Annotated in this window: 12 protein-coding genes; 4 read left to right on the top strand and 8 right to left on the bottom strand. The window is 55.8% G+C overall.

Translation table 11 applies throughout. The features are described from left to right. Window position 1 precedes the first annotated feature (1 nt). The 7 genes from Mal52_RS02555 to Mal52_RS02585 all read right to left on the bottom strand — a co-directional run bounded on the left by Mal52_RS02555 (window position 2) and on the right by Mal52_RS02585 (window position 7,148). Window positions 2-568, bottom strand: coding sequence for a hypothetical protein (locus tag Mal52_RS02555; RefSeq protein ID WP_145374109.1), 567 nt, complete (start codon window positions 566-568; stop codon window positions 2-4). Window positions 569-753: 185 nt separating this feature from the next. After that, window positions 754-1,026 (bottom strand): WXG100 family type VII secretion target, encoded by a 273-nt coding sequence (locus Mal52_RS02560; RefSeq protein ID WP_145374111.1) that lies wholly within the window; start codon window positions 1,024-1,026, stop codon window positions 754-756. A gap of 382 nt (window positions 1,027-1,408) precedes the next feature. Continuing rightward, window positions 1,409-2,287: a phosphate ABC transporter ATP-binding protein PstB gene (gene pstB, locus Mal52_RS02565; protein WP_145374112.1), complete on the bottom strand. Its 879-nt coding sequence runs from the start codon at window positions 2,285-2,287 to the stop codon at window positions 1,409-1,411. Between the two features lie 34 nt (window positions 2,288-2,321). Continuing rightward, window positions 2,322-3,200 carry a phosphate ABC transporter permease PstA gene (pstA, locus tag Mal52_RS02570; protein ID WP_145374114.1) on the bottom strand — a complete coding sequence of 293 codons (879 nt, stop codon included), beginning with the start codon at window positions 3,198-3,200 and terminating at the stop codon, window positions 2,322-2,324. Further along, window positions 3,197-4,168 (bottom strand): phosphate ABC transporter permease subunit PstC, encoded by a 972-nt coding sequence (gene pstC / locus Mal52_RS02575; protein ID WP_145374116.1) that lies wholly within the window; start codon window positions 4,166-4,168, stop codon window positions 3,197-3,199. Before pstC ends, pstA begins: the two co-directional genes overlap by 4 nt. 1 nt (window position 4,169) lies before the next feature. Further along, window positions 4,170-5,144, bottom strand: coding sequence for a PstS family phosphate ABC transporter substrate-binding protein (locus tag Mal52_RS02580; protein ID WP_197533667.1), 975 nt, complete (start codon window positions 5,142-5,144; stop codon window positions 4,170-4,172). A gap of 240 nt (window positions 5,145-5,384) precedes the next feature. Beyond that, window positions 5,385-7,148, bottom strand: coding sequence for a Na/Pi cotransporter family protein (locus Mal52_RS02585; RefSeq protein WP_197534617.1), 1,764 nt, complete (start codon window positions 7,146-7,148; stop codon window positions 5,385-5,387). Between the two features lie 297 nt (window positions 7,149-7,445). Here Mal52_RS02585 and Mal52_RS02590 point away from each other — a divergent pair, with 297 nt between their 5' ends. From Mal52_RS02590 to trpA, 4 genes are all read left to right on the top strand, one after another. Next, on the top strand, window positions 7,446-7,859 hold the full coding sequence (locus tag Mal52_RS02590) for a hypothetical protein (protein ID WP_145374118.1): 414 nt from the start codon (window positions 7,446-7,448) through the stop codon (window positions 7,857-7,859). A 216-nt stretch (window positions 7,860-8,075) separates the two neighbouring features. After that, a complete protein-coding gene (locus tag Mal52_RS02595) occupies window positions 8,076-9,158 on the top strand; it encodes an Mrp/NBP35 family ATP-binding protein (RefSeq protein WP_145374120.1) in 1,083 nt (360 codons plus the stop codon). 81 nt (window positions 9,159-9,239) lie between these two features. Continuing rightward, window positions 9,240-12,851 (top strand): [protein-PII] uridylyltransferase family protein, encoded by a 3,612-nt coding sequence (locus Mal52_RS02600; RefSeq protein ID WP_145374122.1) that lies wholly within the window; start codon window positions 9,240-9,242, stop codon window positions 12,849-12,851. Window positions 12,852-12,928: 77 nt separating this feature from the next. Continuing rightward, a complete protein-coding gene (trpA, locus tag Mal52_RS02605) occupies window positions 12,929-13,723 on the top strand; it encodes a tryptophan synthase subunit alpha (protein WP_231962504.1) in 795 nt (264 codons plus the stop codon). Between the two features lie 123 nt (window positions 13,724-13,846). On the opposite strand, the gene Mal52_RS02610 is transcribed toward trpA, so the two are convergent. Beyond that, window positions 13,847-14,536 carry a zinc metallopeptidase gene (locus Mal52_RS02610; protein WP_145374124.1) on the bottom strand — a complete coding sequence of 230 codons (690 nt, stop codon included), beginning with the start codon at window positions 14,534-14,536 and terminating at the stop codon, window positions 13,847-13,849. Window positions 14,537-14,667 lie beyond the last annotated feature (131 nt).

The following is a 14,667-nucleotide window of genomic DNA, read 5'->3' on the forward strand; positions in this document are numbered from 1 at the left end:
GTCATTCTGTTGTTGCCGGCCCGGGCGCTGCCGGTTTTGTTTCTTTGTCAGGCTCCGTTGCGGAACTCTCCGTCGCGTCTTGTCGCGGTAGACGTTCGGCATAGCGATCGAGTGATTCAACCATCCTCTGCAACTTGCCGATCGCCATTGGCAATTCTCGTTTGAGGATGCCTTCCAGATGGCCGTTCCGTCCGCGAAAATCATCCGATTCGCGTTGCAGTTTGATTGTCCAATGTCGCACGACTTGAATTTGATCCTGTGCGAATTGCAAGCGCGCCTTGGCGTTGGCCAGCCGTTTTCGTTCTTCGATACAAGCGGGGCCTTGGCCTTCATACGTGCGCATCTGGGCAATTTCCAATTGCGTACGGGCTTGGGCCACACCGTCGAAGTTTCGCTTGACCTGCTGTTTCCAATACCCCGGTCGGTCATGTTCAATCCATTCCATCGTCCGCAAGACCTCTTGCCGTAACGAATCGACCGCTGAGGTCGCCTCGTCCGCAAAACGAATCAGCGCTCCGCGGAAAGCGTGCAGGGCTTCAATCGATGTCACATGGGCAGGTGTTGTCATAACGGCAAATAAAATTTCGGTGGATAGGGGCAATGGATCGTGGCAGCGCTGTCATTTAAAGCCGGTTGGAAAACCAAAAACATACGAGGGTCGGGTGCCACTGGCGGCTTGTCCGCCAGGGCAAGCTGAGTGACCAAAAAGCACTGCTGGACAAGCCAGCAGTGGCACCCTTTTCCAATAGGTCGTCAACGTTGTTGCAAGTATTCCTCAATCCGTTCCGCTTTGCGCATCAGATAGGGGATGTGTTGTTCGTTGGCTTCGACAAAGCGGAGCAAAAATGTGAGGTGCTGTTTGAACTCTTCGGTGAATTTGATGTTTTCCTGGTCCCGCCAACTGGCACCGAGGGCGTCGAGTTGCCCGGAAATCCCGGAGGCGCGATCGACCAGTTCCACATTGAATTTCTTCAAGGTCTGTGCAAATTGTCTCAGTTCACCCGGATCAACAACGGCCTGCGGCATAACGATACTCCACTGCGGTTTCGACACATTGTAACGGTTGTGTTGGAATGGACTCGTGCGGCGCGATGAAACCCATACTCTTTCTACGAGAAACGGGGGCGACTATTCACAACAAATCGTCAGCCCGTAACACCGCGGCACCGGAGTATTCTACCGCGAATAGCCGGCCGGAGTAGGTAGAATCGCCTTTCGCCTGCTTAAGATAGCTACGGCGCAACGTTTTTTGCACAATCCCCACTTCAGGGACCTGCCGCATCGAGCATGACTCTCCCAAAACCAAGCGGAATTGGGGACGCGTTGAGCGTTTTGCTTGCGTCGTCAGCGGAGCTGATGTGCAGTCGGTATTGAGAGGCCTGCGCTGTCTGAAATGACGGCGAACGCCCTAACCGAATCGACCGTTGATATAATCGGCGGTCTTTTGCGTTTTGGGGGCTGTGAACATATCGGCCGTGACGCCGGTCTCCAGCAATTCGCCGTTGAAGAAAAAGGCCGTCAGATCCGAGACGCGAGCCGCTTGTTGCATGTTGTGCGTCACGATCACGATCGTGAAGTGCTCTTTCAACTCGAAGATCAAGTCCTCAATCCGCGCCGTCGAGGCGGGATCGAGCGCCGAGGCGGGTTCGTCCATCAGCAGCACGTCGGGATTGGTGGCCAGCGCGCGGGCAATACACAGCCTCTGTTGTTGGCCGCCGGAAAGTTTCAACGCCGACTCGTCCAGACGATCCTTGACTTCATCCCACAACGCCGCCTGGGCCAGCGAGCGTTCGACAATTTCATTCAGGGCCGGGCGGTGACGCGTCCCGGCTACGCGCGGCCCATAAGCCACATTGTCAAAAATGGACTTCGGAAACGGATTGGATTTTTGAAAAACCATGCCGACTTGTTTGCGCAACTCCACCACATCGGTGCCGGGGGCATAGATGTCTTGTTGATCGACAAGAATCGTACCTTCCAAACGCGTGTCATCGATCAAGTCATTCATGCGGTTGATCGACCTTAAAAAAGTCGACTTACCGCAGCCACTGGGACCAATGAGGGCCGTCACGCGACGCGGGGGAATTTGGATCGAAACATTCGACAAAGCTCGAACGGCGCCGTAATGAAAATCAAGATCCCGCACTTCAATTTTTGCCGCCACATCGTTCACCGTGGTTTGGGAGGCATTGGCACACGCGTCCTGACCCAAGGGGTCGGAGCCGACTGCCGACTGCGAGCGCGCAGTCGGTTCGTGATCGACCGTAGAATGAATATTGGATGTCATGATGGCCTGACTTTCGCTGATCCAGATGTTGGGTCTATCGGAAATTCTTTTTGCCTTGCCGGTAACGTACAGCCACAGCCAACGCGTTCATGCACAACAGGACCGTTAACAACACAATAATCCCGGCTGCAGCCACATTCTGAAACTCCGCGCGCGGCAACGATGTCCAGTTGAAAACTTGAATCGGCATAACTGTGAATTCGTCCATGGGGCTGGTCGGCGAAAAGGGAATGAACGTCATCGCCCCCACTGCCAACAGCGGAGCCGCCTCGCCCAAGGCGCGTGATAAAGCCAGGATGACTCCGGTCATGATTCCCGGCAGCGCTGCTGGCAGCACTTGATGACGCACCGTTTGCCACCGTGTTGCCCCCAATGCCAGGGAGGCATGTCGAATCGAACCGGGAACGGCCCTCAGCGACTCTTGGGCAGCGATAATCACCACCGGCAACACCAACAGCGACATGGTCAATGCCCCGGCAATCACGCTTCTGCCCAATTCCATTGTGCGGACGAATAGCCCCAAACCCAGGATGCCGTACACGATTGACGGCACGCCTGCCAGATTTGAAACATTGGTTTGCACGATTTTTCGCCAGATGCCGTCGCGGGCGTATTCTTCGAGATAAATCGCCGCCCCGACTCCCAACGGAACGGAAATCAAACCGGTTAAGGTGATCAGCCACAAACTGCCGAACAGCGCGGTTCGAATTCCGGCTTGTTCTGGAAATCGCGAAGGGCCGTCCACGAGAAAGTCAAAACTGACCCACGAAGCTCCCCGCCATAGAATCGCTGTTAACAGGGCGATCAACGTGGCTGCGCAGACCAATGTCGCCGCCAAACAGGCACATTTGAAGAGCTGGTCAATGCGGCGTTTGTTGCGCTGCCGCCGGTTGGGCGACCCTACGTAACTCATTCGTACTTCTCTCGCATTTTACTGAGCATCCATTGCGAGACGATGTTCATCAACAACGTCATCGCAAACAACAACAAGCCCACAGCAAATACCGTGTAGTATTCCGTCGAACCGTGCGGCGTATCTCCCATGCTGACCTGCGCGATGTATCCCGTCATCGTCTGAATGCTTTCCAGCGGATTGAGTGTCAACTTGGGGGTAGCGCCCGCGGCGAGCGTGACCGCCATGGTCTCCCCAATCGCGCGAGAAATTGCCAACAAAAACGAGGCGACAATCCCTGAGAGCGCGGCCGGAACAACCACCCGCGTGATCGTATCGAACTTCGTGGCTCCCAACGCAAACGCCGCCTCACGTAGCGAACCGGGTACGCTGCGCAACACATCTTCGCTGAGTGAAATAATGATCGGCAAAATCATGATGCCCACCACGATGCTGGCCGATGCCGCGTTGAATACGTCGGCATCCGGGAAGATGGTGCGGATCAGCGGAGAGATGAAAATTACGGCGATATAACCGTAGACCACTGAGGGAATCCCCGCCAGGATCTCCAACATCGGTTTGACGATCTCCCGAAACCGCGGTGACGCATATTCGCTGAGGTAAATCGCCGTAGACAATCCGACAGGCAGTGCGACCAGCGCCGAGCCACATGCAACTAACAGCGTACCGCACACCAAGGGCAGTACGCCGAAGTGCTGCGGCTTCAGTAGCGGCGTCCAACGCGTTGATGTCAAAAATTCTTTGAGTGAGACTTCCGCGAAAAAACCACTCGACTCAAAGACCAATACAAAGACGATCCCCAACGTCGTCGCCACGCTGACTGCTGCGCAGAAGGAGAGTGCCGCATGCACCAATTGTTCGGAGAAACGGCGCATCCAATCCGATTTTCCGGGCGTGCCGACGAAGGATCTCTCGCGTTTTTCAGGGCTGGAAACCTTGGCCGTTGCAGACAATGTCTCTCCGATCATCTCAATCGTCCGTCGTCGATCCCGGTGTGGGTTCCGTGGTCGTGCCCGCGATGACCTGTTCGACCAGTTCGACATTTTTTTGATGTTGCTCTTCTGAAACCGGCACGTAACCGACCTCTTCAACAAGTTGAGCAGCGTGTTTTAAGTAGAATTGTATAAAAGCCGCCGTAGGCGGTTGCTTGAGCGATGCTGTTTTGATGTACAACAGCAACGGCCGGGACAACGGTTCGTAGCTGCCGTTTCGCACGGTTTCGGTCGAAGGTTGAACGCAACCCTTACCGCTATCCACACCAATCAGCTTTAAGGAATCGCGGTTTTCCGCGTAATAGGCGTAGCCGAAATACCCCAAGGCATACTTGTCGGCTGTCACCCCCCGTACCAAAACGTTGTCGTCTTCGCTCGCGGTATAATCAGCCCGGCTGGCTTTTTCTTGGCCGACGATCACTTCTGTGAAATAGTCGAATGTCCCAGAGTCGGTACCCGGTCCGTACAGTTTGATTTCTTCAGCCGGCCAAGCGGGATTGATGTCGCTCCATTTTTTGACGGAGCTTTCCGGCTTCCAGATGTCTTTCAATTGTTCCAAGGTCAAGCAATCAAACCAATCGGCTTCAGGATGCGCGACGATTGCTAGACCGTCGTAGGCGACTTCCAACGTCACAAATTCGATTCCCGCTTTTTCGCAGATCGCGCGTTCCGTCTCCTTAATGACTCGCGATGCATCGCAGATATCAATCTCGCCCGAGCCGAACTTCTTAAACCCGGCTCCGGTGCCGGAGGTCCCCACACTGACCTGCACGTCAGGATTGTCTTTGAGAAACTCTTCGGCAACGGCGATCGTAATCGGAGCCACCGTGCTCGAACCGTTGATGCTCACGGCACTCGCACGGCTACTGTCACGATTTCCACATCCCGAAATCGCGACGATTCCTGCGACAAAGGTTATCGCGACCATCAGTCGCATGAAGACGTGATTCATGGTGTCCTCGGTATCCGCTGGGAGAGCCTTGCGCTGCGGAGAGTAGCATAAAGTTGTGAAGAAATTGCAAAGATGCCCTGCGCCGCGGGGAACGCAAATCCGTGGTCGTTCGGGGGGCGTCGAGTGCTAGCGTATGTTGACCTGGGCTCAGTCGACGACGGGCCGCGCGGTGCGGCAGGGTACGGATCGACAGCGCAGCGGCGGGTGTATCCTTGGGCGGATGGAATGCCAGCGCGTAGGCTACTTTTCGCCGGAAAGGGCTTCGGCGACATTCAACGCGTGGTCCCGCACGCGGACGTACGAATTCAGCGTCGACGTAAAGGCGACACTGACAAACGGTGGGACTTTTTCGTGCGACAGCCATTCGACGTGTTGCTTCCGCAACTTTTTAGCGAGACGTTTGATTTCCGACGCTCGCCGTTGCGCTTCGGGCATCACATCGCCTTGCCGAGACTTGAACGATTCAACGATGAACTTGAGAAACGCCTCGGCTTCCTCGTGCAATCGATCGAGATCGGCACGATGCTTCGCATCAAAGCGGTGTCCTTGCTGTCGCAACTTGAGATCGAATTTCAGGATACTGCGAATGTAGTCACTGATCGATTCCAATTCGTCCGCCATCCTTAACTGCTGACGGCCTTCCTCGATGATCTCGTGCGGAACGTTGGCCGACAGCAAGTTGGTCATGAAAACCACGACCTCGTCCTGAATCGAGTCGAGAACCTCTTCACGGTGAAACAGCTTGTGTTTGAGTTGCTCGTCCGGTGTGTCCTGATGGGTGAGCTCCTTGAGCCAAGCCATCATTTTTTCGCAGCCTTCACCCATATGAATGATTTCGCCACGTGATTGCTCGATCCCAATGACGGGGGTTTCCAGCATGCGGATGTCCAGGTTCGTCAGATGCGGCGTCTCTTTCACACCCGTGTCGGGGACGAGCCATTTCATGGTTTTGGCAAACCGTCCCCCAAAGGGAAGAAAGACCAACGTATTGGCGAGATTGAACACCGTATGCGTGGCGGCAATGGCCAGCGCCACATTCGGAATCGCTTTTTCCGGGGGAACGAATTGACTGCCCGTTAAAAACGCACTGGTGCGCGGTAGGAAATCAAAAGTGAGCCAGGGGATAAAACGCACATATTGAAAAAAGATGATCGAGATCCACAAGACGCCCACCATGTTAAACAGCACGTGAAAATAAGCAGCACGACGGGCGTTCGTCGTCGCCCCGATCGAGGCGAGCAGCGCCGTGATGGTTGTGCCGATGTTTTCGCCCAAAACGAGCGCTGCTGCCGTTTCGTAATTGATCAATCCCTGCGTCGCCGCGGCAATCGTGATCCCCAAAGTGGCTGACGAGGATTGTACGAGGACGGTCAAAATGCAACCAACCAACAGGCATTGGGCAACCCCCATGGCGCTGTCTGCAGTGAAGCGATGAATAGCCGCTTCGAAAGCGGGCAAATCCTTGATCAACGCACAGGAGTCTTTCATCAACTCCAGTCCGAAAAAGACCATGCCGACGCCCATGAACGTCATGGCGAGATAACGCAAGCGATCGTTTTTGCTGAATAGATAAACGAAGGCGGCCAGCCCTAGCATGGGCAGACCATATTTGCCGATTTTCAAGACCAGAATCCATCCAGTGATTGTCGTGCCGATGTTGGCCCCCATGATCACGCCGATGGCCTGGCTGAGTGTCATCAAACTGCCGTTGACGAAACCGACGACCATTACGGTTGTCACCGAGCTGGATTGCACAAAACAAGTGACGACAACGCCGACAATGGTGGCCAAATAGCGGTTGTCGGTCACGGCGCTGATCATGCGCCGCAAGCCGCTCCCAGCAACTGCCTGCATGCCCTCGGACATGTTTTTCATGCCCAGTAAAAACAGCCCCAAGCCACCCACTGCTCCAAAAATCAGCTGAGTCAAGGTCGCGAGATCAATGGAAGTCAGCTCGGTTTCGGCAGTTCCGCCGGTAGCAGCAAAGAGAATGTCGAGGGGCATGTCTCACGTAATCCGTCGTTGCGGGTTATTCCCGGATTCAAATCGGGGAGCGAATTTGGTGGCAATTTAGTTGTCAATTGCGGCCAGAGTATGAAGAATTCGTTAAGATTGTATGAACATCACAAGCCGCATCGCCACCATGGACGTCCCGCTCCAAGGAATTATTTCATGAGTCGGTCCCATTGTAGTCCCTGGAACCGTATTGTTGTCTCTAGCGCGAGTCCTCCCTACAATAAACCGCGAGATTATCGTTAAAATGCGAGAAATCGCCGTGTTTTCCGGACAAATGTGAGTCGCATGTTCGCCCCGCATCTACTGATCTATGAAAAGACTCCTCGTTGGGGGCCGGAACTCAAGCGGCATTTTCTCGGTAGCGGGGTGGTCTCTCGCGCCGTACGCTCTATTGCGGAGATCGGCCGATTGTTGACAACGGACCGGGAATGCTTGTTGGTGATGGATTTGCAGGCTGGAGCGGGCGATTGCCTGCGGTTTGTTGCCCAGGCACAACAAGCCAAGTTGTCTGTACGTACTTTGCTCATCAGCTCGACGCAAACCCGCGAACTAGAATGGGTGGCCCGAGAACTGGGAGCCGATCATTTTGTCGAGGAGAAGATTGGCGGCAGCGGATTGGCCCACCTGTGCCAACTCTATCTTGAGCAGTGCCGCACCGCCGCTTCCTCCAGCGACGGTCGATCGGTGTCGGCAATATGACTCTAGACTTCATGGCTGGTGAGAAGGCACAATCGATACCCTCCTTCGTCAGCGCTGCATGATTTAACGTTTTTCAAGATTCAACTCCGCCGACGGGCGAGGCTCACTAAAATTGTGGGCGAGGCCCGATCGACAGACCGCTATTTCACTCGCAATACATTTCATAAAGGAACACTTTCGCTGAGCGGACGGCAGCCACCGGCGAAAAACAAAGTTATGGCAGATACACCGATTACAGAAGCAGCAATCATCGATTGTGCTGGTCGTTTGACCGATCCCGAACTGGGACGTTCCTTCGCGGATGCCCACATGCTCACCGGCGCAACAGTCGAATCCGCCGGCGACATTCACGTCCAGGTTGAATTGCCGACTCCCGCCTATCCAGGACGGGAACGCATCACCGACGCGATTGCCGCCGCCATCAAGGAAAAATTCCCTGCAGCGGGACCAGTCACTGTCGACTACTCCTGGAAAGTCAGCGGCAAAGACTCGGGTGGCTCGATTGGATTGCGCTGCAAAAACGTGATTGCCGTCGGCAGCGGCAAGGGGGGCGTGGGCAAGAGCACCGTGGCGGCATCGCTGGCGTACGGCTTGCACACACTCGGCGCCCGCGTGGGCTTGATGGATGCCGATGTCTACGGTCCTAGTATTCCGCACATGCTGGGCGCCAGCGGCCAACCGGCGATGGTCGAAAAACAAGGCGAAGATGGACAAACCGTGCGCCGCATCGAACCGGTAGTCGTCGACGGGCTCAAAACGATGTCGATGGGCTATCTCGTGCCCCCCGAAGAAGCCGTGATCTGGCGGGGACCGATGCTGCATGGTGCGATTACGCAGTTTCTCAAAGACACTGATTGGGGAGAACTGGATTACCTGTTCATCGACCTGCCGCCGGGAACCGGGGACGTCACTTTGACGTTGTCGCAGTTGTTGGGCTTAGCCGGCGCGGTCGTCGTCTGCACGCCGCAACAAGTCGCGTTGCTCGATGCGATTAAAGCACTGAAAATGTTTGAGAAGGTCAAGATTCCCGTACTGGGCATCGTCGAAAATATGTCGGGCGACATCTTCGGCCGTGGAGGAGCGCAACAGGCTTCGCAAAAACACAACGTTCCGTTTTTGGGGGAATTGCCGATCGATTCCCGCATCCGCATCGATGCCGACGCGGGCCACCTGCAAAAACTCTTCGACGACGACAGCACGGCCAAGCCGCATCTCTTGAAAATCTGTGAACGGGTTGCGATTGAAATCGCCAAGAATGCACAGGTCAGCTCGCAGATGCCGTCGTTGGAAATTCTCTGAAAGGGAGTGGCGAACGAGTTGATACCTGTCTGTGCAGGAGTTACCGAAATCCAGCCAAACACGCACCAATAACAGGCCGCAATGTACCAAAGCTTCAGCAAACTTTTTGAACGTGGTGAACTGGACGATTCCGGCGCGCGAGAATTTTTGGCGACCGTTGGTTTCACCGATCCGGCAGCGGCGTACGAACGACTGACTCAAATCGCCGAAGCGGGGCCGCATCGTTCCGAGTTTTGCCGCTGCTTGCCGACCTTGCTGATTACGATGGCCGACATCGCCGACCCCGACGGCGTGTTGATTAAGTTCGACCATTTTTTGCAGAACGTGCCGGACAAGCTGGAAATGTTCCGCTTCATGGGGGACTCGCCCCGTGCGGTGGAGATGCTCGTCGGACTTTATATGAGCAGCGAGTTTCTCTCCGAGATCCTTCGCAAAAACCCCGCTTACCTTGCACCGTTGGCCCAGCACCAGCATCTGGCGGAATTAAAAAGCCGTCAGGATTTTTTTGCCGCGGCTCAAGAATCAATGGCCGGCATGGCCAACGATGCCGCCCAACTCGACGCGCTGCGCCGCTATCAGCGGTGGGAATTGCTGCGCATCGGGGCCTGTGACCTGTTCGGTTTGGCCGACTTAAAATCCGTCACGGTGCAATTGTCGTTGTTGGCCGATGCGCTGGTGCAGTCCTGTCTGATCATTGCTGCACGGCAAGCGAATGTAGAGCCGGACAATTTTGCCGTGATCGCCATGGGGAAACTGGGCGGTGAAGAGCTGAATTACAGCAGCGACATCGATCTGATTTTTCTGACCAACGGCGATGCGGGGAGTTTCCGGCGGTTGGGGCAAAACCTGATTCGGGGAATCAATCAATCGACCCAAGAAGGGTTTTTGTATCGCGTGGATATGCGGTTGCGTCCGTGGGGCCGGTCGGGTGAACTGGTGACGAAAGTTTCCGGGTATCTGGATTACCTCAAAACCAACGCCATGCTGTGGGAGAAACAAGCGTTACTCAAGGGGCGGATTATTGCCGGCGAAATGGAACTGGGCAATGCGTTTTTGGCCGAAGCCCGTCGGGATATCTATGTGACGACCCCCGACGAGGTCCGTACGGGCGTGCATCGCATGAAGCAGCAGATCGAAGCCGATTTGAAGCAAAAGGGGCGCAAGTTCGGTGAGGTGAAACTGGGAGCCGGGTCGATCCGCGATGTCGAATTCGTGGCCCAATATCTGCAATTGGCCTACGGCGGCAAACACGAACAGATCCGCACCTTCAACACGCTCGACGCACTGGTCCGCTTGGCGGATTTTGGACTGCTCAACGCGCAAGAATACCGCATTCTCACCGATGGCTATGTCTTCCTCAGAAAGGTCGAACACTCCCTGCAGCTAATGCATTACAAGCAAGCGCATACGTTGCCCAAGAGTGAAGAGGAACTCAATTACTTGGCCCGGCGGTTGGACTTTCAGGACTCGGCTCATTTCCTCACGCATTATCGCAAACACTCTGAGCAAATCCGCAACGTCTATCAACAACATTTTGAATCGGACCGAGACCCGCTCGATACTCTGGTCGTCGAAGTCCCCAAATCCGCGGCTTCTCCGGCGCGGCCGCAAGATGCCGCTGAGGCGGATCTGTTCTCACCGGAAGAAACTGCGCAGCACGAACAGATGGCGGCACGTTTGTCGAACGACCATCTGGTCGAAGTGGCTGCCACCGTTGATGAGGATGGACGCTGGCAGGTGACCATCGTCTGCGTGGATCATACGGGGCAGTTGTCGTTGATCTGCGGTTTGTTATTTGTGCATGGCTTTCACATCGACGCCGGCAACGTCGTCAGCCGTTCTTACACGGACAGTTCAGCCGGGCATGGCAACCTGCAGAGAATGGTTGCCGTATTAACGGTCCGGCCCGACACGGGGGTGATTAGCGAGGAGTTGTGGACCCGTTACGCCGAGGAGTTGTTGGAACTGACCGCCAAAGTGCACTCCGGCGATCCGTTCGAAGCGCAAGGCGGATTGGCGCGGCGGGTGGGATTGGCATTGGGACAACTGTCCGGCGTTTCGACGACGCTGTATCCAATGAATATCAAAATCGATAACGACGCCTCCGCCGATTTTACGGTGTTGTACATCGACGCGGCCGATACGATTGGCTTTTTATATGAACTGACCAATTCGCTCGCGCTGAACAACATTTACCTGGCCCGGGTAGTGGTCCAATTATCCGAAGATCGTGTGTACGACACGCTGTATATCACCGACGATCAAGGTCACAAAATCACCGACCCTGCGCAACAACGAGAACTCCGCGCAGCGACGGTCCTCACAAAATGGTTTACACAGTTATTGCCAAATGCTCCCAACCCGGAATCGGCGCTGCTGCATTTCCGGGAATTCGTCGAACAGATGTTCAGCCGCGATGATTGGCTTGATGAAATCGCGACGCTCTCCAATTCCAAAGTCTTAGAAGCACTGGCCCGCTTGTTGGGCGTGAGCGATTTTCTATGGGCCGACTTTTTGCGAATGCAGCACGAGAACCTCTTCCCCGTGGTGAGCGATGTCGATGGTTTGGAATCGGCCAAGACCAAAGATCAGCTGCGGGAGGAATTGCTGGAGTTGCTGGAATCGGCAGAGGATCGTGAGGAAAAAGTTGAGCGGCTAAACAAATTCAAGGATCGTGAAATGTTCCGCGCGGATATGCGGCACATTTTAGGGCATGTCACGGAATTCGGTCAGTTTGCCTCGGAGTTGACCGACATTGCCGAAGTCGTCGTCGATGCGGCCTATCAACTAGTCATGACGCGTTTGCTGCATCGTTATGGCGATCCCAAGTTAAAAGATGGTTCTCCCTGCCCGATGGCTGTCTGTGCCCTGGGGAAGTGCGGCGGTCGCGAAATGGGCTACGCTTCGGACGTCGAGTTGATGTTCGTCTACGCCGGTGCGGGACGGACGACCGGCCCGGAGCAAATCACGAATACCGAGTTTTATCGCAAGCTCGTCGAGCGGATTCCCCGCACGATTTCAGCCCGCCGCAAGGGGATTTTTGAAATCGATCTGCGGCTGCGGCCTTATGGCAAGGCGGGCGCGCTGGCCGTCTCTTGGGAGGCATTTGAACAGTATTTCATGCCGGGCAGCCCGGCGTGGCCCTATGAGCGGCAGGCGCTGGTCAAATTACGACCGATCGGTGGCGATGAGGAATTCGGCAAGCAGGTCGTCAGCTTGCGGGATCGCTGTATTTACACCGGCGAACCGTTTGACGTGACCGCCATGCGGGGCATGCGCGAACGCCAGCTGCGGGAATTGGTCAAACCAGGAACGTTTAACGCCAAGCTTTCTCCCGGCGGGCTGGTTGATGTGGAGTACCTGGTTCAGGGGATGCAGATCACCAACGGCCACACCGATCCGGAATTGCGGGCCACGAATACCCGGGCAGCTTTGAAAGCATTGCGCAATGCCGGTATCCTGACGGAACTAACACGCAAGGAATTGCGTAAGGCGTATGTCTTTTTCCGGCGGCTGATTGACGCTTTGCGGATGGTCCGCGGCGATGCCCGCGATCTCACCGTTCCTCCGACCGACAGTGAGGAATTCGAGACCTTGGCCCGCCGCCTCAACTATGAGGATGTCGCCGATCTGCATGACGATTTGATGCGACATTCTCAAAAAGTGCAAGAGTTGTCGCATTTGATTGATTAAGACACGCACAATACACAGGCAACCACGAGACGATCGGCGCAGCCAGACCCTTTGGCCCGCCTCGCAAGGATAAGACTTTGACCACACCGATTAGCAAGACTTTTGCCCAACTCAAAGCCGACGGACGGATGGCGTTCATGCCGTTTATTACTGCCGGCGATCCCGATATCGAAACCACTGCCGCCTTGATTCGCGAGTTAGCGGCGCAGGGTGTCGATTTGATTGAAATCGGATTTCCCTACAGCGATCCCATCGCCGACGGCCCGGTGATTCAGGCTTCCTACACGCGGGCGCTCGAACGAAAACTGCACGTCGACGATATTTTTGCCTGCGTCCAATCGGTCACCGAGTCCGCTACGGGGAAATTCCCCAATTTGGTCGCGATGGTTGCCTATGCCATCGTGCTCCGCGTCGGCCCAGAGACCTTCGTCGCCAAGGCCAAAGCGGCCGGGTTCGTGGGATTCATCATTCCCGACTTGCCCGCCGATGAAGCAGAAGAGATGACGCAGATTGTCCGCGGAGCCGGGTTGGATTTGATTCAATTGATTGCGCCGACAACCACCCGCGAACGGACGGCTAAAATTCTAGAACTCGCCTCGGGCTTTCTGTACTGCATCAGCATTGCCGGCACGACAGGTGTCCGCGACGACCTGCCGCCGGAGTTGTACGAACAACTCGAATGGCTCAAAACGCAAACCGATGTCCCGCTGGCAGTCGGCTTCGGCGTCAGCCGCCCAGAACAGGTCGAACCGCTCCGCAAACTGGCCGACGGCGTGATCGTCGGCTCAGCCATCGTCCGCGCCGCTGAGAAAAGCCCCGCAGCGATGGGCGAATTGGCCGCCGCAATGACCGCCGCCGCACATGGTGGCTAGCAGCCTGTCCGAATAAGGGTGCCACTGGCGGCTTGTCCGCCAGTGCAATGGGTGTGACCAGAGAAACACTGCTGGACCAGCCAGCAGTAACACTCGGTGACGGAATGGTTTTTTCGCAGCAAGTCAGTCCCGGCTGCGACCGCCCATGAGGATCATGACGTAGTACAGGACTGTCATCAGCGTTTGCAACGTGGCGGCGACGTATGTCCATCCGGCGGCGTTGAGTACGTCTTTGACGGCAAGCGCGCCGTCGCGGTCGACGATATTCAGGTCCGCCAGCACCGCCTTGGCGCGGTTGCTGGCGTCGAATTCGACGGGCAGATTCACGAGCTGGAACAACAACACGCCGCCGTAGCAAATCACACCCAACCACATCAGCCCCGGCATACTGAATATCAATCCTCCAATGAACAACACCATAAACGCCCTCGGTCCGTACATGGCGGCTGGGACGGCGAAGTTGCGGATCACCAGCGGCGCGTAGCGCTGCGCATCCTGCATGGCATGCCCGGCTTCGTGGGCGGCGATGCCCACCGCCGCCATCGAACGGCTTTGATACACCTCGTGGCTGAGCCGCAGGACCTTTGCCCGTGGATCGTAGTGATCAGACAGTTGCCCGCCGACTTCTTCGATCGCGACACTTTGGCAACCCGCTTGATCGAGAATATGCCGCGCCGCAGCAGCGCCGCTCAAGGGAGCGGGAATCTGCATCGCCCGGTGATACGCACTTTTCACGCGTGCTTGTGCCCACATCATCAAAAGAAACGCAGGGGCCGCAAACAGCAAATACCTGGGATCGAAAAAACCAATCATCGTTCACTACTCCTCGCGCCGGTCGGTGGGGCGCGTGATTTTTTATCTATGTTTTCTTCGCAGTTTTCTTAGCAAATGAGCCTGCCGCCGAATATCAACGTACCGCGACACGATTCGGCTCACCAGAATTC

The organism is Symmachiella dynata (genome assembly GCF_007747995.1).
Classification (GTDB): Bacteria; Planctomycetota; Planctomycetia; order Planctomycetales; family Planctomycetaceae; genus Symmachiella; species Symmachiella dynata.

What these genes read in the sequence shown, in the direction of transcription:
- pstB (WP_145374112.1), bottom strand. Translation starts at nt 2,287, where the DNA reads ATGACATCCAATATTCATTCTACGGTCGATCACGAACCGACTGCGCGC.
- Mal52_RS02580 (WP_197533667.1), bottom strand. Translation starts at nt 5,144, where the DNA reads ATGAATCACGTCTTCATGCGACTGATGGTCGCGATAACCTTTGTCGCA.
- Mal52_RS02585 (WP_197534617.1), bottom strand. Translation starts at nt 7,148, where the DNA reads ATGCCCCTCGACATTCTCTTTGCTGCTACCGGCGGAACTGCCGAAACC.
- Mal52_RS02600 (WP_145374122.1), top strand. Translation starts at nt 9,240, where the DNA reads ATGTACCAAAGCTTCAGCAAACTTTTTGAACGTGGTGAACTGGACGAT.
- Mal52_RS02595 (WP_145374120.1), top strand. Translation starts at nt 8,076, where the DNA reads ATGGCAGATACACCGATTACAGAAGCAGCAATCATCGATTGTGCTGGT.
- Mal52_RS02590 (WP_145374118.1), top strand. Translation starts at nt 7,446, where the DNA reads ATGTTCGCCCCGCATCTACTGATCTATGAAAAGACTCCTCGTTGGGGG.
- Mal52_RS02610 (WP_145374124.1), bottom strand. Translation starts at nt 14,536, where the DNA reads ATGATTGGTTTTTTCGATCCCAGGTATTTGCTGTTTGCGGCCCCTGCG.
- pstC (WP_145374116.1), bottom strand. Translation starts at nt 4,168, where the DNA reads ATGATCGGAGAGACATTGTCTGCAACGGCCAAGGTTTCCAGCCCTGAA.
- pstA (WP_145374114.1), bottom strand. Translation starts at nt 3,200, where the DNA reads ATGAGTTACGTAGGGTCGCCCAACCGGCGGCAGCGCAACAAACGCCGC.
- Mal52_RS02560 (WP_145374111.1), bottom strand. Translation starts at nt 1,026, where the DNA reads ATGCCGCAGGCCGTTGTTGATCCGGGTGAACTGAGACAATTTGCACAG.
- Mal52_RS02555 (WP_145374109.1), bottom strand. Translation starts at nt 568, where the DNA reads ATGACAACACCTGCCCATGTGACATCGATTGAAGCCCTGCACGCTTTC.